General features: G+C 49.5%; 20 protein-coding genes. 7 read left to right on the forward strand and 13 right to left on the reverse strand.

Annotated elements, in window-relative coordinates; genetic code table 11:
• Positions 1–98: 98 nt before the first annotated feature.
• Positions 99–1,106: a tetratricopeptide repeat protein gene (locus tag VPR01S_RS04205; protein WP_040902246.1), complete on the forward strand. Its 1,008-nt coding sequence runs from the start codon at positions 99–101 to the stop codon at positions 1,104–1,106.
• Positions 1,107–1,165: 59 nt separating this feature from the next.
• Here VPR01S_RS04205 and VPR01S_RS04210 read toward each other — a convergent pair whose 3' ends face one another.
• The 6 genes from VPR01S_RS04210 to VPR01S_RS04235 form a co-directional block, all read right to left on the reverse strand.
• Positions 1,166–2,146: an alpha-L-glutamate ligase-like protein gene (locus VPR01S_RS04210; protein WP_021704062.1), complete on the reverse strand. Its 981-nt coding sequence runs from the start codon at positions 2,144–2,146 to the stop codon at positions 1,166–1,168.
• A 3-nt stretch (positions 2,147–2,149) separates the two neighbouring features.
• On the reverse strand, positions 2,150–3,655 hold the full coding sequence (locus VPR01S_RS04215; protein ID WP_021704063.1) for an inactive transglutaminase family protein: 1,506 nt from the start codon (positions 3,653–3,655) through the stop codon (positions 2,150–2,152).
• 8 nt (positions 3,656–3,663) lie between these two features.
• Positions 3,664–4,407: an ATP-dependent zinc protease family protein gene (locus tag VPR01S_RS04220; protein ID WP_021704064.1), complete on the reverse strand. Its 744-nt coding sequence runs from the start codon at positions 4,405–4,407 to the stop codon at positions 3,664–3,666.
• 332 nt (positions 4,408–4,739) lie between these two features.
• Complete coding sequence (cmoB, locus tag VPR01S_RS04225) at positions 4,740–5,711, reverse strand: tRNA 5-methoxyuridine(34)/uridine 5-oxyacetic acid(34) synthase CmoB (RefSeq protein WP_021704065.1); 972 nt, start codon at positions 5,709–5,711, stop codon at positions 4,740–4,742.
• A 95-nt stretch (positions 5,712–5,806) separates the two neighbouring features.
• Positions 5,807–6,535 carry a carboxy-S-adenosyl-L-methionine synthase CmoA gene (cmoA, locus tag VPR01S_RS04230; protein ID WP_021704066.1) on the reverse strand — a complete coding sequence of 243 codons (729 nt, stop codon included), beginning with the start codon at positions 6,533–6,535 and terminating at the stop codon, positions 5,807–5,809.
• A gap of 103 nt (positions 6,536–6,638) precedes the next feature.
• On the reverse strand, positions 6,639–7,505 hold the full coding sequence (locus VPR01S_RS04235; protein ID WP_021704067.1) for a DUF72 domain-containing protein: 867 nt from the start codon (positions 7,503–7,505) through the stop codon (positions 6,639–6,641).
• A gap of 302 nt (positions 7,506–7,807) precedes the next feature.
• On the opposite strand from VPR01S_RS04235, the gene aspS reads away from it, so the two are divergent.
• Entirely contained in the window at positions 7,808–9,586 is a 1,779-nt protein-coding gene (aspS, locus tag VPR01S_RS04240; RefSeq protein ID WP_021704068.1) for an aspartate--tRNA ligase, read from the forward strand.
• A gap of 120 nt (positions 9,587–9,706) precedes the next feature.
• Here aspS and VPR01S_RS04245 read toward each other — a convergent pair whose 3' ends face one another.
• Entirely contained in the window at positions 9,707–10,405 is a 699-nt protein-coding gene (locus VPR01S_RS04245) for an rRNA large subunit pseudouridine synthase E (protein ID WP_021704069.1), read from the reverse strand.
• A gap of 304 nt (positions 10,406–10,709) precedes the next feature.
• On the opposite strand from VPR01S_RS04245, the gene VPR01S_RS04250 reads away from it, so the two are divergent.
• Positions 10,710–12,932 (forward strand): NADP-dependent isocitrate dehydrogenase, encoded by a 2,223-nt coding sequence (locus VPR01S_RS04250; protein ID WP_021704070.1) that lies wholly within the window; start codon positions 10,710–10,712, stop codon positions 12,930–12,932.
• 65 nt (positions 12,933–12,997) lie between these two features.
• Here VPR01S_RS04250 and cspD read toward each other — a convergent pair whose 3' ends face one another.
• Positions 12,998–13,219, reverse strand: a complete 222-nt coding sequence (gene cspD / locus VPR01S_RS04255) for a cold shock domain-containing protein CspD (protein ID WP_040902247.1) — start codon at positions 13,217–13,219, stop codon at positions 12,998–13,000.
• Positions 13,220–13,690: 471 nt separating this feature from the next.
• Between cspD and clpS the strand changes: the two genes are divergently transcribed.
• Positions 13,691–14,011 (forward strand): ATP-dependent Clp protease adapter ClpS, encoded by a 321-nt coding sequence (clpS, locus tag VPR01S_RS04260; protein WP_021704073.1) that lies wholly within the window; start codon positions 13,691–13,693, stop codon positions 14,009–14,011.
• Positions 14,012–14,052: 41 nt separating this feature from the next.
• The gene (gene clpA / locus VPR01S_RS04265) at positions 14,053–16,326 is read left to right on the forward strand and encodes an ATP-dependent Clp protease ATP-binding subunit ClpA (RefSeq protein ID WP_021704074.1); all 2,274 of its coding nucleotides are present in this window, start codon (positions 14,053–14,055) and stop codon (positions 16,324–16,326) included.
• Positions 16,327–16,422: 96 nt separating this feature from the next.
• Here clpA and VPR01S_RS04270 read toward each other — a convergent pair whose 3' ends face one another.
• The 3 genes from VPR01S_RS04270 to VPR01S_RS04280 are packed head-to-tail and all read right to left on the reverse strand — an operon-like array spanning position 16,423 to position 18,782.
• On the reverse strand, positions 16,423–17,058 hold the full coding sequence (locus tag VPR01S_RS04270; protein ID WP_021704075.1) for a YdcF family protein: 636 nt from the start codon (positions 17,056–17,058) through the stop codon (positions 16,423–16,425).
• Positions 17,051–17,899, reverse strand: a complete 849-nt coding sequence (locus VPR01S_RS04275; RefSeq protein ID WP_021704076.1) for an NAD(P)H-binding protein — start codon at positions 17,897–17,899, stop codon at positions 17,051–17,053. The genes VPR01S_RS04270 and VPR01S_RS04275 overlap by 8 nt, the downstream gene beginning before the upstream one ends.
• 4 nt (positions 17,900–17,903) lie before the next feature.
• Positions 17,904–18,782 (reverse strand): LysR family transcriptional regulator, encoded by an 879-nt coding sequence (locus VPR01S_RS04280; RefSeq protein WP_021704077.1) that lies wholly within the window; start codon positions 18,780–18,782, stop codon positions 17,904–17,906.
• Between the two features lie 90 nt (positions 18,783–18,872).
• Here VPR01S_RS04280 and VPR01S_RS04285 point away from each other — a divergent pair, with 90 nt between their 5' ends.
• Complete coding sequence (locus VPR01S_RS04285) at positions 18,873–19,301, forward strand: PACE efflux transporter (RefSeq protein WP_021704078.1); 429 nt, start codon at positions 18,873–18,875, stop codon at positions 19,299–19,301.
• A gap of 24 nt (positions 19,302–19,325) precedes the next feature.
• On the opposite strand, the gene VPR01S_RS04290 is transcribed toward VPR01S_RS04285, so the two are convergent.
• The gene (locus VPR01S_RS04290) at positions 19,326–19,559 is read right to left on the reverse strand and encodes a TIGR02647 family protein (RefSeq protein ID WP_021704079.1); all 234 of its coding nucleotides are present in this window, start codon (positions 19,557–19,559) and stop codon (positions 19,326–19,328) included.
• Positions 19,560–19,973: 414 nt separating this feature from the next.
• On the opposite strand from VPR01S_RS04290, the gene focA reads away from it, so the two are divergent.
• Positions 19,974–20,816 carry a formate transporter FocA gene (gene focA, locus VPR01S_RS04295; protein WP_040902261.1) on the forward strand — a complete coding sequence of 281 codons (843 nt, stop codon included), beginning with the start codon at positions 19,974–19,976 and terminating at the stop codon, positions 20,814–20,816.
• 47 nt (positions 20,817–20,863) lie between these two features.
• Here the strand turns inward: focA and VPR01S_RS04300 are convergent.
• The coding region (locus VPR01S_RS04300; RefSeq protein ID WP_040902263.1) for an integrase core domain-containing protein at positions 20,864–21,128 on the reverse strand (265 nt) is incomplete at its 5' end.

Genomic DNA, 21,128 nt, shown 5'->3' on the forward strand with positions numbered 1-21,128 from the left:
CACATCACTTTCAAAATGTTAATTAATGACTCTGTTGCATAAAAGAAAGCGGCTACAATACTGACCCTCTAATAATAACAACCTTGAGAACACTAACGATGTTATTGAGCCGTACACTTCTATGCACTTCACTTGCTTTGGGTTTTTCAACCTCAGCACTGGCCTACGACATCAGTCTGGAGTCGTATGATCCTGATGAGTTACAGGTGCTTCAAGCTGCGGAAAAATCGGATAACCCTGTTCAGTTAATGGAGGCTGCGTCAGTCCTGCTCTACGAGTCCATGTTGCAGGAAAATGTCGATCAGGGCTTGGTTTACCTGAAAAAGGCCGCTCAGAAGGGAAGTCATGAAGCAGAATCCGAACTGGCGGACTACTACTATTACCAGCAAGAGGATTATGCCGAGGCATTAAAATGGTATCACCAGGCGGAAAAAGGCCAGGATGCTTATGTGCTTTACAGTTTGGGTGTCATGTACTTTGATGGTGAGGGTACTCAAGTCGACCTAAAGAAAGCCAATGAGTATTATCTGGCAGCGGCGAAGCTCGGCTATTCGGACGCCATGTACGAACTGGCGTTTTCTTATAACGATGGCAAAGGCGTAGAGAAAGATTTTGTTCAGGCAGCCCATTGGTTCAAACAGGCGGCCGATCTGGGCGATGCCAGCGCGATGTATAACCTGGGTATCGCTTACCTGAATGGGGAAGGGGTTGAGAAAAGCTGTCCTACCGCGATGAAACTGTTTAACCAGGCCATTGATGCGGATGAACATGTGTTGTCTTACGCGACGCTGGGCAATCTGTACTACTACCCGGAATATAAGCGCCCGTGTGGGTTTAAAACGACCGATTATAAAAAGTCGTTCAGCTACTTTAGCGAAGCGGCGATGTGGGGTGATGAATACAGTCAGTACATGGTGGGGTATTCGTACCGTAATGGCCATGGCGTATACAGCGATTTCGTTAAAGCGCTTGCCTGGCTGAGTATCGCGGCTGACAACGGTTATGCAAAATCGGCCGAGGCGGTCAAAGAAGTCAAACGTCATATGTCGCGTGCAGACATTGAAAAAGCCGGTGAATTGCAAGCGTCGCTGGAAGAGGAAATCTAGCCCGGACATTAGCCATAAAAATGCCCGCTATGAGCGGGCATTGTTGTATCTGGTCAGGATCAGTCGGTAATTTCTTTGGCAAACACCCCAAACTGTCGCGCAGCGTACGCCACGCGTTCAGCAGGCTTAGGGTATTCTGCAGGTCGGCCGATACTTTCAATATGATGCAGTCGAGGAAGCAGACCACAGCCGTTGGCGATCTGGATTGCCAGTCCAGGTCGAGCATTGAGCTCCAGTACCATTGGACCTTCTTCTTTGTCCAGAACCATATCGGTGCCCATGTAGCCAAGCCCTGTCATTTCCCAAGCACTGGATGCGAGTGTCAGCAGACGCTCCCAGTGGGGGACTTTGAGCGTTGACAGCTCTTTTCCTGTGTCCGGATGGTGAGTCACTGGTTGATCAAACTGGACGGCTCGTACTGCACGTCCGGTTGCAATACAGATACCGACGCCGACCGCACCCTGGTGCAGGTTGGCTTTGCCGTCAGATGCCGAAGTTGAGCAGCGCATCATCGCCATCACCGGGTAGCCTTTGAAAACGATGATGCGCACATCGGGCACACCTTCGTAGCTGAAGCCATCAAAGCAGTCATCAAACTTAATCAGGTTCTCGACCACGGCAACGTCATTCTTGCCGCCCAAAGAAAACAGTCCTGCCAGTGCGTTACTGATGTGGCGCTCAACGTCCTCTTTGTTTATGGTCGCCCCAGATGGTTTGGTGTACACCCCATCTTTGTGCGAGATCACGACGAGAATGCCTTTACCACCACTGCCTTGAGCCGGTTTGATGACAAACCCTGGCCAATCTTTCACCATCTCGTGGATGGTTCTCACTTCGGCTTGGTTCGCGATCACACCAATCAGTTTCGGTACCGTCGCGCCCGCTGCCTGAGCAATGATTTTGGTTTTCAGCTTGTCGTCCACCAAAGGGTATTTGGAGCGATCGTTGTAGCGACCAATGTAACTGTGGTTACGTTGGTTCATGCCCATGATCCCTTTGTGCTTTAACTTGCTCGGGGAGGTATAACGAGAAAAAAACATCGTTTAGTCCTCCACAAGTGGTTTGAAGCGACGCAGTTCGGTCAGGCGGTAACCCGTATAGGTACCCAGCAACAAAATGCCTGCTAGAACGATCAGTTGCAGACCGATGAAGTTAAAGGTCAGGTGTTGGATGTAGCTGTTGGTCATTGCCAAATAGATCAAAACAGCGGTCAGTAGTGAGCCACCGCCTTGCATAGCCACTTCTTTCGGACCTTCTTCTTCCCACAGGATGGACATCCGTTCAATGGTCCACGATAGGATGATCATCGGGAAGAAGGTAATCGTCAGACCTTCCGTCAAACCGATTTTGAAAGCGATCACGGTAAACAGTGAGATAATCATGATCACGGTAATAATCACCGCCGATATCCTCGCCACCAACAGCAAGTTAAGTTTGGATAGGTAACTGCGGATGATAAGGCCGGTCCCGACAATCAATAGGAAGCCGACAATACCGGTCAACAACTGAGTTTGTACGAAAGCGACTGCAATCAGTACCGGCATGAACGTACCGGATGTTTTCAATCCGACAATTACACGCAGGAACACAACAATTAACGCGCCGATTGGAATCAGCATGATGGTTTTAAACATCGCCTGTTCTTCCAGTGGCAAACTGTGAATTGAGAAATTCAGCAAGCCGTCCGCTTCAATTTTATCGCTGGTTGCCTGTTGTGGTGTCACGTCCTGAGCGATCATTGAGAACGTCACCTGACTATTCTGACCACCAATCAGGTCAAGCAGAGAAACGTTGGACTCATCCCACACCAACAGGTTTGGCTGAATTTCCTGACTGATATTGTCCGGGTTGAACAAGATCCATTTTTTGCCACTCCATACCTGGTTCATCTGTTGAATGCTTTGACGGCGACGGCCATCTTCCAACTGAATCACACCGACGACTTTACTCTGGATACCTGCGTATGCCAGCAACTTATCAATCGCCTGGACTTTGCTCATGCTGTTCAGGATCAAGGCGGCATTCTGACTGTCGCCATCATTGAGGGCTTTGATCAGTTCACGGGTAAAGGTGACGTCATCAGCGGAACGCTCATTGGCTTGTTGGATCAGAGCAACTGCTGCTGCCTCACTGGGGCCATCAAATGTCGGTTTGAGTACTTCGCCGCTCGGTGGAATCGGATCGACTTTGGCTTGAGAGTCCACCAAAAACTGAGCTTTGTAGTAAATAGTCTGTGCGCCTCGGGCATTGCGGACCGACCATTCTACGCGGCGACCGGAATCCGAGTTGATGTAAGAGACACCATAGCCTGGCGAGGAGGCTGATTCATTGACAAGAGTGAAACCGTCTTGAGTATGTGGGGCTGCCAGAGAGGCTTTGACGGGTTTATTCTGGGCGGTAAATTCAATCCGGGCTTCTAAATCCCATACTTGGCGTGTTTCGCCCGGCGTCCAAGGGACGCCATAACTATTGTGTCTGAAAATGCTAAGAGCGATCCCAGCAACTATCAGTAACAGAACTGACAGGTAAAATGGTACTTTGGACGTCATAAACTACCTTATTGTTTTTGTTTGTCTTCCGTATGAATATATTTTCGGCTGACATCAACCACGGCGATGTCACGAATGAACTCCCTGCCCAGTAGAACAGGATGGCTCATTTGCGAACGGTCTGCCAAAGTAAATTGCGCTTTTTCATGAATTTTTCCGACTCTGACCCACAATTCAATCACGGCGCGGCGTTCGACATCTTCAGAGGTCGATTGGCGGATTTTGACAAAACGAATAATAGGCGCTTCGATCCAATTGTCGGCATCAAGCGTTTTTTCACCATCGGAGAGGTGGAAACGCACCCAATTTTTACCATTGCGCTCGAATTGCTCAATATCCACAGCGTTGAGTGAGGAAGTCGCTGCCCCGGTATCAACACGGGCATCAAACGTCTGCTTGATAGAGTCAATGGTCACTTTTTCGATTTCACCCAGAATGATGTTATCTGGCATCGGGGTAGGGAGCGGCACAGGGGCTGGCTCTACTGGCTCTGGCTTTTCATTCAGCTTTTCCAGGGTTACTTTCTTAAACGAAGCAATCTGCTTGCTGAGCGCTTTTATGTCACCTTCCAAACTATCAATGTAATCGGATTGATTACTCATTTGGAGTTCCAGGTTGGTAATTTTGTTAGTCAGTTCCGCTTCAGACGTGTTGATCGCCGTCAGCGTTTCCTGGTGGTATTGTTCGGAATTGGTCAGTGCGCATCCTGAAAGCAAACTAACTGCAATAACGGGTGCCAGTCGAGTAAACATTGAAAACCTTAAAAATAGCGTTAAGTGTTTGTATTTTGCGAGTTTAGCTTATCTCCACAAACGACGACAAGGCCAGAAACTTCACCTTTATCACGCTGTGGTTATAGTTATCTGCTCAGGTAACAGTGAGGGGCGAGTTTAGTGATAGACTTCTCGTTTTCTGCCGCGTCTGGCAACGGAAAACCGGATGGCTTGACATTAGAAAGTGGTCGTACACAGAGCCCTGCACCTCGGGGGTTACCTGCTTCCAGCGATAAAGGCGAAAACTGTCCCTTTATCGCTCGGCATTAGGGTATCTTCCGCGTGCATTATACACGTTAAAACTGTGTCAATTATGGTTTATTGGCAATTAAAATTGCGCGGCGTGGTGCCGGGTAACCTTCAACGGTTTTTGTCGGGTCCGTCGGATCGATGTAATCCGGCAGCGAGTTGTGTGTCATCCAGGAGGTGGTGCGTTGCTCACCAAGGGATGTGACGTTTTCATCCACGATGCGTACGTTGATAAATCCGCTCTGCTCCAGCCACACTTTCAGTGCTTTTGCAGAAGGGAAAAAATAGACATTGCGCATTTGGGCGTAACGGTCAACAGGCACCAGCACGGCATTTTCGTCGCCTTCAATCACCAGTGTTTCGAGGATCAACTCGCCGCCTGATACCAGTTGTTTTTTCAACTGCAACAGGTGATCAAGCGGTGAACGGCGATGATAGAGCACTCCCATGCTGAATACGGTGTCGAACGCTTCCAGCTCTGGCAGTTGCTCAATACCGAGCGGCAGCAGGTGGATGCGTTGATCGTCGCCCATCAGCTTGCGAATGGCTTCAAATTGGATCAGGAACAAGTGAGACGGGTCGATGCCGACACACAAACGTGCCTCTTCGCCCAGCATACGCCACATGTGATAACCATTACCACAGCCAACGTCCAGCACAGTGCGGTTTTTCAGTGGTGTGATGTGAGGGAGCAAGCGATCCCACTTCCAATCGCTTCGCCATTCGGTATCAATATGAATGCCATGAAGATCATACGGACCTTTACGCCACGGGTGAAAGGTTTTCAGCAGGTTTTCCAGTTTTTTGAATTCGCCTTCGGGCAACGCGTTTTCATTACGCACGCTGACGGCATTTTTTATATCTATGTGATCCGGCATGCCTTGCGGGATTTTTTTCAGCGCACGCAGCCAGCGCTCGAAATCGCCGTGCTGAGCGTTCTGCCAGTCCGTCAGCTGTTGTGGAAGGGTATTCAGCCAATGCTGCAGGCGAGTATCCTGAGCGATCAACTGGTAGAAGTTACCAAAACTAAACATGGAAAAGTTCCTGGTTTAAAAAGCCATTCCCCGGTTTACATACGGTTTGGACGCGTGTTCCTCGGGGAGTCGAAACACCATCACCTGAAGGCCATCTATTTAATGGCAAACATCGAGCCGAAGTTGAAGCACTGGAACCACACATCGTAACTGGCGAAGCCAATTTTGCTAAAACGTTCCTTGTGAGCGGTGATCGAATCAGGACGCATAACATTTTCGATCGCACTGCGTTTCTGGCTGATCTCCAGTTCGCTGTAGCCATTGGCGCGTTTGAAGTCATGGTGAAGGTCAATCAGGAGTTCGTGTGAGACTTCATCTTCAAACACAAATTTTTCCGACAGGATCAAAATACCGCCCGGACGCAGGCCAGCGTAGATTTTTTCCAGCAGAGCGTATCGGTCTTCAGGTTTAAGAAATTGCAAGGTGAAGTTGAGCACCACGACTGACGCATCGTCGATCTCGACATCGCGGATATCGGCTTCGAGCACTTCGACAGGAGTGTCGCTGCGGTAAGCGTTGACGTGCAGCTTACAACGTTCGACCATCGCTGAAGAATTATCGACAGCAATGATGCGGCAACCTTCCTGATTGATGTGGCGACGCATCGACAGAGTCGCGGCACCGAGCGAGCAGCCCAGGTCGTAGATGGTGGAATGCGGCTTTACGAAGCGCTCCGCCAGCATACCGATGGCCGAGATGATGTTGCTGTATCCGGGTACTGAACGCTGGATCATATCGGGAAAGACTTCAGCGACGCGTTCGTCGAAGGTAAAGTCGCCGATTTTATCAATCGGAGCGGAAAAGATGATGTCTTTATTGCTCATAGTTTATCTCGCACTACCAACAGACCAGCACAGTGCTGGCTCGGAAAAAGGCGCGTATTTTAGGGGAAAATTACGCCTGTGTCATTACAGACAGCGGCTTGACTCAGAACATCTGGAGCTGAGTATCGCCATCTTTAGCCGGGAAGGGCGCTAAATCCGGCATCGTCATTAGCTGTTGCAACTGCTGATACAGCCTCAATGCCAACTGTGGTGCTTCGACATTGTCCGGGGTATGGATCATCACGTAAGGTTGTTTACCTTGCGCGATCCAAGCGGGCAGTTTCTTCAGCCACGGCGCAAAGAAACCCAGGTTTTCCTCCAGATCGGGGTGACCGATAAATCGAATCATTGGGTGGGCAGCGGTTGAAATCGCATGCACGGGGACGCGAGGCTTCTTCTGATGGGCATCGATCACGGCTTCGGTGTTTGGTGGTGCCGCGAAGACGGGGCGGCTGTCCATGATAATGCGGTCAATTCCGGTTTCCAGTAGCCATTGATTAAGGGCTTTTTCTTCATCACCTTTGGCAAAGAAAGCCGGATGACGGACTTCGACCCCTAACGGAAAATTCTGAGGAAACTGGCGACAAAATACCTTGAGGTGATCCAGATGCTCGGGGCCGAACGCCGCAGGTAATTGAATCGTCCATTGGCCAACGCGTTCATGCAGCGGCGCCATGACATTCATAAATTCGCGCAGCAGCTCCTGGGAGTTTTTCAATAACTGCTGATGAGTGATGGCTTTGGGCAGTTTGAACGTGAAACGGAAGTCATCGTGGGTGGCGCTGCGCCAGTTTTGCACCGTTATGGGGGAAGGTGTCGCATAGAAGGTGGTATTGCCCTCAACGGTATGAAACACGCGGGCATAGCGCTCCAGTCTGTCTGCCGGCTTGGTTCCGCTGCCGTAAAAACTGGCTTGCCATTGAGCGTGGGACCACATCGTCAGGCCCAGACGTATTGGTAGAGTGTCCATGAAGTTTTATCGGTTAATGGTGACCCTATTCGAGCTAAGATGCACAGTGTAAGCGAGATTAGATCAATTGTGTAATTTGGTGGACCGAGCGTATATAATCGCCCTCATTTCAGCCTTGGAATCACAATTTGGTTGCTTTTTGTGCGAATGGCGGCTGAAGCGGCGAAAAAGCCTGTAAATTGTCCGCTTGAATGTCGATTTTACTCGTCTTTAAGCGTATAAATGAAATCTTGCGCTACGGCTAGGTTAGCTCTGTAGCATGGAAATTGATAACTGATTAATTAGAGATTGGGAAATTCACTATGCGTACCCATTACTGTGGTCACCTGAACAAGTCCCTGGCAGGACAAACTGTAGAACTTTGCGGCTGGGTTAACCGTCGTCGCGATTTAGGCGGTCTGATTTTCATTGATATGCGAGATCGTGAAGGCATCGTTCAGGTAGTTGTTGATCCAGATATGGCAGATGCGTATGAAGTGGCGAACCAACTTCGTAATGAATTCTGTATCAAACTGACGGGTGAAGTACGTGCGCGTCCAGACAGTCAGGTCAATGCTGACATGGCAACCGGTGAAGTTGAGATTCTGGCCAAAGGCTTGGAAATCATCAACCGTTCGGACGTTCTTCCACTGGATTTCAACCAAAAGAACACTGAAGAGCAGCGTCTGAAATACCGTTATCTGGATCTGCGTCGCCCGGAAATGAGTGATCGCATCAAACTGCGCGCGAAAGCCTCTAGCTTCGTACGTCGTTTTCTGGATGACAACGGTTTCCTTGACATCGAAACGCCAGTGTTGACCAAAGCGACCCCAGAAGGTGCGCGTGACTATCTGGTACCAAGCCGTGTCCATAAAGGCAGCTTCTATGCGCTTCCTCAATCGCCTCAGCTATTCAAACAGTTGTTGATGATGTCGGGCTTTGATCGTTACTACCAAATCGTTAAATGTTTCCGTGACGAAGACTTGCGTGCAGACCGTCAGCCAGAATTCACTCAGATCGATATCGAAACGTCATTCATGACGTCTGATCAAGTACGTGCGACTACGGAAAAAATGGTGCGCGAAATGTGGCAAGAGCTGCTAAACGTCGACCTGGGCCAGTTCCCGGTAATGCCGTTTAGTGAAGCGATCCGCCGTTTTGGCTCTGACAAGCCTGACCTGCGTAACCCTCTGGAGCTTGTTGACGTTGCTGATCTCGTTAAAGATGTTGAGTTCAAAGTATTCTCAGGCCCGGCAAATGATGAAAAAGGCCGTGTTGCGGTTATCCGCGTCCCGGGTGGCGCAGAACTGACCCGTAAACAGATTGACGGTTACGGGGAATTTGTTGGTATCTACGGCGCGAAAGGTCTAGCGTGGATGAAGGTCAACGATCGTGCTGCTGGCATGGAAGGTATCCAGTCGCCAGTGGCGAAGTTCCTGAACGAAGATGTGATCAATGCCATTTTGGATCGCACACACGCTGAATCTGGTGACATCATTCTGTTTGGTGCAGACAAAGCAGGTATCGTGGCAGAAGCTCTGGGTGCACTGCGTCTGAAGCTGGGCAAAGACCTGCAACTGACTGACGAGTCTGCATGGGCACCATTGTGGGTCGTTGATTTCCCAATGTTTGAAGAAGACGACGAAGGTAATCTGCACGCAATGCATCACCCATTTACAGCCCCTCTGGGTGTGAGTGCGCAGGAGCTGAAAGCTAACCCGGCAGCAGCAAACTCAAACGCTTACGATATGGTTATCAATGGCTACGAAGTGGGCGGTGGCTCTGTTCGTATCCATAACGCAGACATGCAAGCTGCGGTATTCGATATCCTGGGTATTGATGCGGACGAACAACGCTTGAAATTTGGCTTCCTGCTGGATGCATTGAAATTCGGTACACCACCACATGCGGGTCTGGCGTTTGGTTTGGACCGTCTGGTGATGCTGCTGTGTGGTACAGAGAACATCCGCGATGTGATTGCATTCCCGAAAACAACTGCAGCAGCGTGTCTGTTGACCGATGCTCCAAGCCTGGCAAATCCAGCCGCGTTGGAAGAACTGGCGATTGCCGTTACGGTAGCAAAAGAAAAAGAAGCAGAATAAGCACTCTTCTGACTCGCTTATTTGGTTTTAAACAAAAAACGCCACTTCAGTTGAAGTGGCGTTTTTTGTTGTAGGTGTGCGGCTTGATGCCCGGCGAAATGGCGATAGAAAAGACGAAGACTAGCGGTCCAGTTGGATACGTTTCCATTCCCCAGGCTGGAGATTGTCCAGCGTAATATCACCCATGGAATAGCGGATCAGGCGCAGCGTCGGAAAGCCGATGTGAGCGGTCATGCGCCGAACCTGTCGGTTACGGCCTTCAATAATCGTGATGGCCAGCCAGGTGGTGGGAATGTTGGCACGAAAGCGCACTGGTGGAATGCGCTCCCAGATCTCAGGGGCTTCCATCATCTCGACTTTCGCCGGTAGTGTCATGCCGTCTTTCAACTCAACGCCTTGGCGTAATTTCTCCAAGTCGGCCTCTTGCGGGGCACCGTCAACCTGAACCCAGTAGGTTTTCGGGGACTTAGATTTTGGCTGAGTGAGTCTGGCTTGCAATACACCGTCATTGGTCAGTACCATCAGACCTTCACTGTCTCGATCGAGTCGCCCTGCGGCGTAGACATCTTTCACCGGGATGTAGTCCGCGAGTGTTTTACGTCCATCGCCATCCGTAAACTGGCTGAGGGTGTCGTACGGTTTGTTAAACACGATCACTTGTCGGTCTTGTGCCGCGACTCGGGCTTTTTGTGCCGGCCGGCTCTGGCGATGTTTGCCATTGGCTGACGCTGCTTTGTGCTGGGTCGCACGACGTTTAAAACCGTTTTTGCGAGAATCAGAAGATTTTCGCGGCGACTCACGATGTGAGCTTGGTGACATGTTAACTACCTTGCAAAAATGTAAATGAACTGTGGTGGAAAGTTTTCTGAAAGCCTGAAATAGGCTATCATTTGCGCGCCCAAAAACAGGATTGGCGAACAAGATAATAGACTATTATCTTGGTTTTGTTTAATTATAACTAACAAGCTCTCACGGACTGTGCTCCTGAAGAGGAGATACAGAGAACATTAAAGAGACAGACAATCGCATGCAAGTATTGAGGGGATGAAGTACCAACTTGTAAGCGGACATTCACACAGCGTCATTCATCCGATGACGACTGTTAGAACAATAGGGAAATTTCATGCCTACAGAAAAACCTACAATTATTTACACCATCACTGATGAAGCACCAGCACTAGCCACGTATTCACTGCTACCGATCATTCAATCCTTCACTGCTTCATCGGGTATCAACGTCGAAACACGCGATATCTCTCTGGCTGGGCGCATCATTGCGAACTTCCCTGAACATCTGAAAGAAGGCCAGCGTATTGGTGACGCTCTGGCTGAGCTGGGCGAATTAGCGAAAACCCCTGAAGCGAACATCATCAAACTTCCGAACATCTCGGCATCTGTCCCTCAGCTACGAGCGGCCATCAAAGAGCTTCAGGCCAAAGGTTACGACCTACCGAACTACCCGGATGAGCCAAGCACGTACGAAGAAGAAGCGATCAAAGCAACCTACGACAAGATCAAAGGCAGTGCGGTAAACCCGGTATTGCGTGAAGGTAACTCTGATCGTCGTGCGCCTACGTCTGTGAAGAACTACGCGAAGAAGAACCCACATTCCATGGGGGCGTGGTCTGCAGACTCTAAATCTCATGTCTCAAGCATGTCAGACAAAGACTTCTTCGGTAGTGAGAAGTCGCTGACGTTAGACGGCGCCACTGACGTAAAAATTGAATTTGTCGGCCAAGACGGTTCAGTGAAGGAACTGAAAGCGGCATTTCCGCTGCTGGACAAAGAGATCATTGACAGCTCGGTGATGAGCAAAAAAGCCTTGGTTGCGTTTTTTGAGCAAGAAATCGCCGATGCAAAACAGAAAGACGTTCTGCTGTCACTGCACATGAAAGCCACCATGATGAAGGTGTCTGATCCAGTGATTTTCGGACATGCGGTGAAAGTCTACTACAAAGACGTATTCGACAAGTACGGTGAGCTCTTCACTAAACTGGGTGTGGATGTCAACAACGGCATTGGCGATGTTTATGCGAAGATTCAGGCTCTGCCAGAAGCGCAGAAAGCAGAAATCGAAGCCGCGCTGCAAGCCGTGTACGAAACACAACCACCACTGGCGATGGTTGACTCCGATCGTGGTATCACCAACCTGCACGTGCCGAGTGACATCATTGTGGATGCCTCTATGCCGGCAATGCTGCGTGCGTCAGGCCAAATGTGGGGCCCTGATGGTAAGCAACAAGACACCAAAGCGATGATTCCGGACCGCAGTTACGCGGGCATTTACCAGGCAGTGATCGATTTCTGTAAAGAGCACGGCGCTTTCGATCCGACGACAATGGGTAGCGTACCAAACGTTGGTTTGATGGCGCAGAAAGCGGAAGAGTACGGTTCGCACGATAAGACGTTCATTCTGGATGCGGCGGGCAGTGTACGTATCGTTGATGCGTCAGGCACCGTGTTGCTGGAGCAAGCCGTAGAGGAAGGCGATATCTTCCGTATGTGTCAGGTCAAGGATGCACCTATCCAGGATTGGGTGAAACTGGCAGTGACGCGTGCACGTGCCACCGGCGCACCAGCGGTATTCTGGCTTGATGAACACCGCGCCCATGATGCGGAACTGATCAAGAAAGTGAATGCCTACTTGCCAGAGCACGACACAAACGGTCTGGACATTAAGATCCTGGCACCGCTGGAAGCATGTATGTTCTCGCTTGAGCGCATCAAAGAAGGTCTGGACACTATTTCAGTCACAGGTAACGTACTGCGTGACTACCTGACCGACCTGTTCCCGATTCTGGAACTGGGTACGTCAGCTAAGATGTTGTCTATTGTACCGCTGATGAACGGTGGTGGCTTGTTTGAAACCGGGGCAGGCGGCTCTGCGCCGAAGCACGTTCAACAGGTTGAGAAAGAAAACCATCTGCGTTGGGATTCCCTGGGTGAGTTCCTGGCTTTGGCGGCGTCGCTTGAACATCTAAGTACTGTGGCTGGCAATGCTAAGGCCCAAGTGCTGGCTGATGCTTTGGACAAAGCAACGGGTCAGTTTTTGGACAACAACAAGTCGCCATCACGTAAAGTGGGTGAGCTGGATAACCGTGGCAGCCATTACTATCTGGCGACTTACTGGGCTCAGGCGCTGGCTGAGCAAGCGGATGATGCGGAACTGGCGGCGCAGTTTGCCCCAATCGCAAAAGCTCTGGCTGAGAATGAAGCTGCGATCGTGGCTGAGCTCAATGGCGCTCAGGGCACGCCGGGTGATTTAGGTGGTTATTACCTGCCTGAATTCGACAAAGCGTCGGCGCTGATGCGTCCAAGCACGATTCTGAATAAGATCATCGGCTAAGTCGATAACCAATAAAAAACCCGCTAGCAGGCGGGTTTTTTGTTACTACAACACTTGGCAGCGAACTATTTTAGCGAATGACCCTCGATAGGGGTCACTGAGCTTGCGTGAAATCCTTTTGGACCACGTTCAACTTCATAACTTACTTGTTGGCCAGCTTTTAGGGTACGATAACCGTCCATCTGAATGGTTGAATAGTGCGCGAAAATATCGCCGTCCTCACCTTCCGGACAGATAAAACCAAATCCCTTGGCATTGTTAAACCATTTTACTGTACCTGTAGCCATGCTATACATCCCTCATGCATTTTGTTACTGATGTTGTTTGTGCGACGACCTGTTACTTCCTTTGTCGTCTTTGATACAAAAGTGAATATCAATTCAGCCGCTGCCAAATTTTTAGTCACTCATCCCCAATGTAGTCAATGATTGAGCACAGTCAATAGTAAAAACGTATTAACACCTGCATATTTGCAAACAAATCACTATTGATGTTTACATTGCTGTAACCTTGCAAATCCTCATTAGTGCTTTGCTGAGACAAAACGCGACTTTTGTCTGTATTCTGTGCAAACAAACCGTGTACGCTGTGCAATAGAAATCTTTTATTTGCAGCGATACAATTGCTGCATTAGTCTCTAAGTAAGAGGTCTTTTCGACAGGTCAATTTCCTGTCCCTACTTGGAGACTCACGACACAAAAAATTGCCACAATTCAGTGGTAAACTTGTTAGAAAGGGCACTCTGAATCCAATAAACCATGAGCAAACATTTTGAATGGGTGTCTCCAGACTCAGACCTACTGGAGAAAGAGAAAACCAAAGTCCAGCCACCGGCTATGTATAACGTAATCCTCAATAACGACGATTACACACCTATGGACTTTGTGATTGAAATCCTTGAGCGTTTTTTCTCGATGGACATTGATAAAGCGACGCAGGTCATGCTCAAGGTACACTACGAAGGTAGAGCGGTTTGCGGCACGTTTACGGCCGAAGTCGCGGAGACGAAAGTAGCACAAGTGACGATGTACTCAAGGGAAAATGAGCATCCGCTACTTTGTACGATGGAACAAGCGTAGAACTTGTTCGAACAACATTGTTGTTCCTTAAGGAGGTACTTATGCTGAATAAAGAATTAGAGTCAAGTCTGAACGGTGCGTTCGCTCGTGCCAGAGACAAACGACATGAGTTTATGACCGTCGAGCACCTCCTGTTGGCATTGTTGGACAATGATGCCGCCAGAGAAGCCCTACTTGCCTGTCAGGCCGACCTGGACGCCTTGCGCCAGGAACTGGATATTTTTATCGATCAAACCACCCCGCTCATTCCAGAAAATGATGAGACGCGTGAAACTCAACCCACGCTCAGTTTCCAGCGGGTACTTCAACGCGCCGTATTCCACGTTCAGTCATCCGGGCGCAATGAAGTGACTGGCGCAAACGTGTTGGTTGCCATTTTTAGTGAGCAGGAATCCCATGCCGCTTACCTGTTGAAAAAGAACGACATCAGTCGACTGGATATCGTTAACTTTATTTCTCACGGCATTACTAAAGCGTCAAATACCGGAGACGACGCTTCCTCTTCTTCTGACTCGTTCAGTAGTGAAAGTACCGATGATTCCGGTTCAGAAGAGCGCCTGGAAAGTTTTGCAACCAACCTCAACCAGATGGCGAAAGAAGGCAATATCGATCCGCTGATTGGTCGTGACAAAGAACTGGAGCGCACCATTCAGGTATTGTGCCGCCGTCGTAAAAATAACCCGTTGCTCGTCGGGGAAGCCGGGGTGGGTAAAACTGCCATTGCCGAAGGTCTTGCGTGGAGAATTGTTGAAGGAAATGTGCCGGAAGTGATTCAGAACAGCGTCATTTATTCGCTGGACATTGGTTCACTGCTTGCGGGCACTAAGTACCGCGGTGACTTTGAGAAGCGTTTTAAAACGATTCTCAAACAGCTGGAAAAAGAACAGGATGCGATCCTGTTCATTGACGAGATCCACACTATTATCGGTGCCGGCGCGGCGTCAGGTGGTCAGGTGGACGCGGCCAATCTGATCAAGCCGTTACTGAGCAGCGGTAAGTTACGCTGTATCGGTTCGACGACCTACCAAGAGTACAGCAACATTTTTGAGAAAGAGCGTGCCTTGTCACGTCGATTCCAGAAAATCGATATCGTAGAGCCGTCGCTCGACGATACGACCAAGATTTTGATGGGGCTAAAACCGAAATACGAAGCGCACCATGAAGTGCGTTACACCAACAAAGCGCTGCGTGCGGCAGTGGAGTTGTCGGCGAAGTACATCAATGAGCGTCATCTGCCCGATAAGGCGATCGATGTTATTGATGAAGCGGGTGCTCGCAGCCGTCTGGCGCCGGCCAGCCGTCGCAAGAAAACCGTCGGCGTGGCAGATATTGAAGCCATGGTTGCGAAAATGGCGCGCATTCCTGAGAAATCCGTCTCTTCTTCAGACAAAGACATTCTGCAGAATTTGGATGAGAAGATGAAAATGTTGGTGTTCGGACAGGATGCGGCTATCGATGCATTGTCGGAAGCCATCAAGCTGTCTCGTGCTGGTTTGGGCGCGGACAACAAACCTGTGGGCTCTTTCCTGTTTGCCGGTCCTACTGGTGTAGGTAAAACAGAGGTGACGGTGCAGTTGTCTAAATTGCTGGGAATCGAACTGCTGCGTTTCGACATGTCGGAATACGGTGAGCGTCATTCCATCAGCCGTTTGATTGGTGCGCCCCCTGGCTATGTTGGTTATGACCAGGGCGGCTTGCTCACCGATGCGGTGATCAAGCATCCTCACTCTGTTGTGTTGCTCGACGAGATTGAAAAAGCGCACCCGGACATCTTTAACCTGCTACTACAGGTGATGGACAACGGGACATTGACCGACAACAACGGCCGCAAAGCGGACTTCCGTAATGTGATTCTGGTGATGACCACCAATGCTGGCGTTCAGGAAACCGTGAAACAGTCTATCGGCCTGATCCAGCAGGATCACAGCCATGATGCGATGTCGGAAATTAAAAAGGTATTCACACCGGAATTCCGCAACCGTCTGGACAACATCATCTGGTTCAATAGCCTGGATGAAGCGGTGATTCATCAGGTGGTCGATAAGTTCATTGTTGAGCTTCAGGCGCAACTGGACGCTCGCGGCGTGTCACTGGAAGTGTCCGAAGATGCCCGTCATTGGTTGGCAAACAAGGGTTACGACAAATCCATGGGCGCGCGTCCAATGGGGCGTGTGATTCAGGAACAACTGAAAAAACCTCTTGCCAATGAATTGTTGTTTGGTGAGCTGGTGGACGGCGGTACGGTAAAAGTGACGTTGGACAACGATAAACTCAAGTTCCATTACCTGAGTGAGCGTGAAGCTGCAGTACACTAACGCGGTTATCCTCAACATGAAAAAGCCCGGGTTTATTATCCGGGCTTTTGTTTGATTTGCACTTGCTCTACGTCCTTACAGCCTGCGTGTAGGGCATCACAGCGGATACTGTTTGAGCACTTGTTGGTAAGCATGTTCCACATGGGCGGGGATGTCCTGCGCAGTCTGAAAGCCTTTCTCCGGATAGGTTTTTATTCGCTCAAAGTCACCCAGCATTGCGGTCACCACCAGATCCAAATCAATGTCTTCATTAATGTAATCCAGCAGAGAGCCGGCCTGAGAGGTTACCGCGACACGTTCATACTCCTCGGGCCACTGTTTTTCAAACGTCGCTATTGCGCGCCTTTCCATATAGGGTTTTTGCACCAGCAGTAATTGTTTGGCGTCTATACCTCGGGTTTTGAGCTGACGGTGGGAAAAAACAATGTTTTCTCCCGTGTTGGACGCTTCCGTTTCGAGGATGATGGCATGTGCTGGTACGCCACAATCACGTGCTACTTCTGCGAAGGTTTCCGCTTCGCTTTTATCAAACAGCCCTTCGGTTAAGCGGCCAGCGCCACCAGAGAAGACAATTATTGGGGCCAGCTTCTGGTGATATAACTGGGCCGCCACTTCCGCCACCCGAACATCGTTGCTACCCAACACAACCAGACAGTCCGCGGCCTGCGGGGGGTGGTTAAGCTGCATGTAATTCCACAAAGTCTCTAAGTGCTGGTAGAGGTGTTCAGCCATGTTCGTGCTCCGCTATGTGATTGAGTGCTTCCAGCGTATGAGTAAAGTGGAAGCGATATCCGAGAGATTCAATGCGATCCGCCACAATGCGTTTGTCCGCTTGGTCTACGATAGGGGGCAGCGCAATATCATTACCTGACAAGTCGATAGCCTGCTGATAGAACTCTGCTTTGCTGACAGTAAACGGCGTGGTGGCATTCACAGTTTGGTTGCCTTCTTTCAGCGCACAAAAACTGACGATGCCAACGGCATCCAATTGATGAATCATGTTGGCTGGTGCGGTCGTGCTGACCGTCTTTAATCTGGCCGCAAAACGGGCAGGATTGCGATCCGGACCGATCAAGCCGCTTGGGCGGACAATAGCAAACTTGAGCCCTGAGTCGATCACGGTTTGTTCCGCGGTCAGCATGATTCGTGCGTTGTCGGAAAACAGCTCATTGTGCATTGCCAGAGTCAGGTTAGCTTTGTCTTCGGTCATGTCTTCGGCAATGGACGGATAAACCGTGGTTGAACTTATCATCACGATTTTGTGTACTTTTGCTGCTTGGCAGGCGCTGACCAGATGTTGCCATTGTTGGGCGTAGCTATCGTCATGGCCACGGCGAAAGCCGGGAGGAAAGCAGCCAATCACGATCTCGCTTTGCTGGCGAATCAGCTCTTCAGTCAACGGCTCAATATCGTGGTTAAGATCCGCGATAAACGCCTGCATGCCTTCTTCTTGTAATGCCTGGCATCCTTTTGCCGTCGTACGGCTGACCGTGACCTGATGCCCGATGGTGGAAAGGAACTTGGCGAGCGGCTTACCCAGCCACCCGGCACCGATGATGGTGATGTTTTGCATATGGCTATCCTATTTGCTCTCTGAGTAGAAATCTGAGTTGCTGATAGATTGGCAGGCTACTGTGACGCTGATGTTGAATTACATCGATATTCGCTAGCCAGCCTAACCGTTCGAACTCTGTCGTGACTCTGACTAACTTACCAGATTTCACCGCAGATTCAGCAATATGTTCGGGTAGCAGACACCAGCCGTAGCCTTCAACAGCGAGCTCCAATAAAATGTAATAGTTGTCTGCGTACCAAATATCTGGGCTGATTGCTTGCTGAAAGCTGCTGGTCGCCACATTGCGCGAGCGAATCAATAGCTGGCGATGAAGGCGTAGCATATCCATGTGGGCTGCGACACTTGCTCCGAGCGGATGTGTTGCGGCAACAAAGATATCGAACTTCACTGCACCGATGCATTCAAAATCAATCCCGTGAGGGATATCCAATTCGCTGAACACCAATCCCGTGGTTGCCCGACCGCTCTCAACCATATCGATAATGTCTTTGCTGGAGGCACTGAGCAGTTTCAACTGAATATCCGGGAACTGCTGCGCCAGTTGCTGCATGGTCGGCAAAATATTGTGAACGGGAATGCCTTCGTCCAGCGCGATGCATATTTCCGAGGGTTGGTTTAGAAACAAGGTCGAGGCCGTATGCTGTAATCGTTTGTGCTGCAACAACGTAGCACGGGCGTGCGACAGCAGTTTCGTCCCATGTTCTGTCAGGACAGGGTAACGTCCGTGGCGGTCAAACAGTTCGACACCGCAATCGATCTCCAAATTCATGATGTGTTGACTGACAACCGATTGGGCTTTACCCAAAGCTCTTGCTGCACTGGAAAATGAGCCCGCGTCAACGGTGGCGACGAAGGCCTCAAGTTGTTCTATACCAAACATATCGTTTTTACCGATGGTATCTAATTATTACTTATCCCTATATTAGATGAAAATCTTCCTATCGATACAACAATAATGTGAGTAGATTCCATGACAAACAAAGAACGCCTTTTTCATGCCGCTGTGTTTGAGCTTTTAGCGCTGATCATGATTATTCCTGTTTCCGCTCTGCTGACGGGTAAAGGCACCGGACAACTGGCCATGGTGGGGGTTGGGCTGAGCCTGTTTACCGTGGTTTGGAATTATGTGTACAACCTGGGTTTTGACCGTTTTGCCGGAGCGGATCGCTCCACGAGATCACTGGCGGTACGTTTAGTCCATACAACAGGATTTGAAGGAGGGCTGCTGTTTATTACCATTCCGACCGTGGCCTGGTTTCTCAACATCAGCCTGATGGCAGCAATCGTACTTGAGGCCGGGTTTCTGGTGTTCTTCTTTATCTACACCATGGTGTTCAACTGGGGCTACGACAAATATCAGCCTTATCAGTGGTTGTTCCGTCGGGTGGGAGAGCAGTAAAAAGGGGCCGTTCGGCCCCTTTCTTTATGAACAGAGAACACGCAGAATTTTGTCGGCATGCTCTGCGACTTCTATCCCTTCATCCGTCAGATAGCCGCCATCGGGTAGGGTACATAGCCCTCTTTCATGCAGACGTTTGATGGCCGCCTGACTCTCTTCTGACGCCTGATGGTGAACCTTGATGCCAGTGGCTGCGCTACTCAAATCAAACTGGAGCAACAGGTTTAGTTCCGCGATGTGTTCATCGGTATATTTCATCCGCATATCCTTTTTCTCGGTCTTTGTTCAACAGTATGACCCCACTAGCTAACGGGCAATCACCAGCGACCAGAAATGTTAGCTAAAGCGCGTAAATTTAATTTTTTGCGTCGATATGCATATAAAGTAATAAAAATGCTTCTTAATATGAGAAATTAAGCTAAAGCGAAATTAAAACGGGTTTATATACAATTGTTTAAGCGCATTTTTTACTAAATTCATAGAGTTAATGCTGCAAATGATTTCCTGACCCACAGCTTGATCACGCTGATTGATAAACTCGATTAATGTGTTGCTACTCTCGATTACAACATTTTCTGTAAACATAAAAAATTGCTCTTGAATTCCCTTTTGATTGGGGGGATCATCCGCCGCTCCGAATAACCTGTTTCAAAATGTAACTGCATTATGACTATGAACGTAAACCCTTTTGATTCGCTGTTACCGCCACAAATGGCAGAGCGAGCCGCGGAAGTCGGCGTGGGTAAGGTCAATAAAAAACTCTACAAGTCGTTTTTACTGGCAATGTCAGCGGGCATTCACATCGGGATTGCCTTCGTATTTTATACTGTCGTGACCACCGGGACGCAGGATGTCGCTTATGGTCTGAGTAAGTTTGCTGGTGGTCTTGCCTTTAGCTTGGGGTTGATTCTGGTTGTAATTACCGGCGGAGAACTGTTTACCAGTTCGGTGCTAACATTAGTGGCGAAAGCCAGTGGCAAAATATCCTGGACCGATCTGCTGAAAAACTGGTTAGTGGTGTACCTTGGCAACATGGCGGGTTCAATCTGTCTGGTGGTGATCATGCTGGCGACCCGCCAGTACATGGAAGACGGCGGTCAACTTGGCCTCAATGCGATGGCCATTTCACAACATAAACTCCATCACAGTTTCATTCAGGCGGTCGCACTTGGCATTATGTGTAACGTTCTGGTGTGTCTGGCAGTCTGGATGACGTTCAGTGCCCGGTCTTTGACGGATAAAGTGATGGTGCTGATCCTGCCGGTGGCAATGTTTGTTGCGTCGGGCTTTGAGCACTGCATTGCGAATATGTACCAGGTGCCTATGGCGATCGGAATCAAGTTGTTTGCGCCGGCAGAATTCTGGCAGATGACCGGGGCGGACATCAGCCAATATGCGGATTTGAATCTAGCGGGGTTTATCTTGAATAATTTGATTCCGGTGACACTGGGTAATATTATCGGCGGTGGTCTGTTTGTTGGTATGTGGTACTGGTTGATCTACCTGAGAGACTGAGTACCCAGCACGGTTGACCCGTCCTGATATGGGTTGACACTTTTTAATTAAAACGCTCGATGTACTTCATCGGGCGTTTTGTATTTTAAAGCCGTATGAGGCCTCATTTGATTATAGATCTCTACGGATTCTGCTACCATTTTCCTCGCTTCTTCCAGATCTTTCGGCTTCCTCAGTAAGAGCTCCATTTTGAGTATCCCATTTACGCGCTCTGCTAACGCATTCTGATAACAGTCATATCCGTCAGTCATCGAGCAAGTCACTCTGTGTTTCTTATGGATACCTTGATATTCCTTCGAGCAGTATTGTGAA

It is taken from the genome of Vibrio proteolyticus NBRC 13287, assembly GCF_000467125.1.
Lineage (GTDB): Bacteria > Pseudomonadota > Gammaproteobacteria > Enterobacterales > Vibrionaceae > Vibrio > Vibrio proteolyticus.

Coding starts and splice junctions, on each gene's coding strand:
- VPR01S_RS04205 (WP_040902246.1), top strand. CDS start 99: ATGTTATTGAGCCGTACACTTCTATGCACTTCACTTGCTTTGGGTTTT.
- VPR01S_RS04210 (WP_021704062.1), bottom strand. CDS start 2,146: ATGTTTTTTTCTCGTTATACCTCCCCGAGCAAGTTAAAGCACAAAGGG.
- VPR01S_RS04215 (WP_021704063.1), bottom strand. CDS start 3,655: ATGACGTCCAAAGTACCATTTTACCTGTCAGTTCTGTTACTGATAGTT.
- VPR01S_RS04220 (WP_021704064.1), bottom strand. CDS start 4,407: ATGTTTACTCGACTGGCACCCGTTATTGCAGTTAGTTTGCTTTCAGGA.
- cmoB (WP_021704065.1), bottom strand. CDS start 5,711: ATGTTTAGTTTTGGTAACTTCTACCAGTTGATCGCTCAGGATACTCGC.
- cmoA (WP_021704066.1), bottom strand. CDS start 6,535: ATGAGCAATAAAGACATCATCTTTTCCGCTCCGATTGATAAAATCGGC.
- VPR01S_RS04235 (WP_021704067.1), bottom strand. CDS start 7,505: ATGGACACTCTACCAATACGTCTGGGCCTGACGATGTGGTCCCACGCT.
- aspS (WP_021704068.1), top strand. CDS start 7,808: ATGCGTACCCATTACTGTGGTCACCTGAACAAGTCCCTGGCAGGACAA.
- VPR01S_RS04245 (WP_021704069.1), bottom strand. CDS start 10,405: ATGTCACCAAGCTCACATCGTGAGTCGCCGCGAAAATCTTCTGATTCT.
- VPR01S_RS04250 (WP_021704070.1), top strand. CDS start 10,710: ATGCCTACAGAAAAACCTACAATTATTTACACCATCACTGATGAAGCA.
- cspD (WP_040902247.1), bottom strand. CDS start 13,219: ATGGCTACAGGTACAGTAAAATGGTTTAACAATGCCAAGGGATTTGGT.
- clpS (WP_021704073.1), top strand. CDS start 13,691: ATGAGCAAACATTTTGAATGGGTGTCTCCAGACTCAGACCTACTGGAG.
- clpA (WP_021704074.1), top strand. CDS start 14,053: ATGCTGAATAAAGAATTAGAGTCAAGTCTGAACGGTGCGTTCGCTCGT.
- VPR01S_RS04270 (WP_021704075.1), bottom strand. CDS start 17,058: ATGGCTGAACACCTCTACCAGCACTTAGAGACTTTGTGGAATTACATG.
- VPR01S_RS04275 (WP_021704076.1), bottom strand. CDS start 17,899: ATGCAAAACATCACCATCATCGGTGCCGGGTGGCTGGGTAAGCCGCTC.
- VPR01S_RS04280 (WP_021704077.1), bottom strand. CDS start 18,782: ATGTTTGGTATAGAACAACTTGAGGCCTTCGTCGCCACCGTTGACGCG.
- VPR01S_RS04285 (WP_021704078.1), top strand. CDS start 18,873: ATGACAAACAAAGAACGCCTTTTTCATGCCGCTGTGTTTGAGCTTTTA.
- VPR01S_RS04290 (WP_021704079.1), bottom strand. CDS start 19,559: ATGAAATATACCGATGAACACATCGCGGAACTAAACCTGTTGCTCCAG.
- focA (WP_040902261.1), top strand. CDS start 19,974: ATGAACGTAAACCCTTTTGATTCGCTGTTACCGCCACAAATGGCAGAG.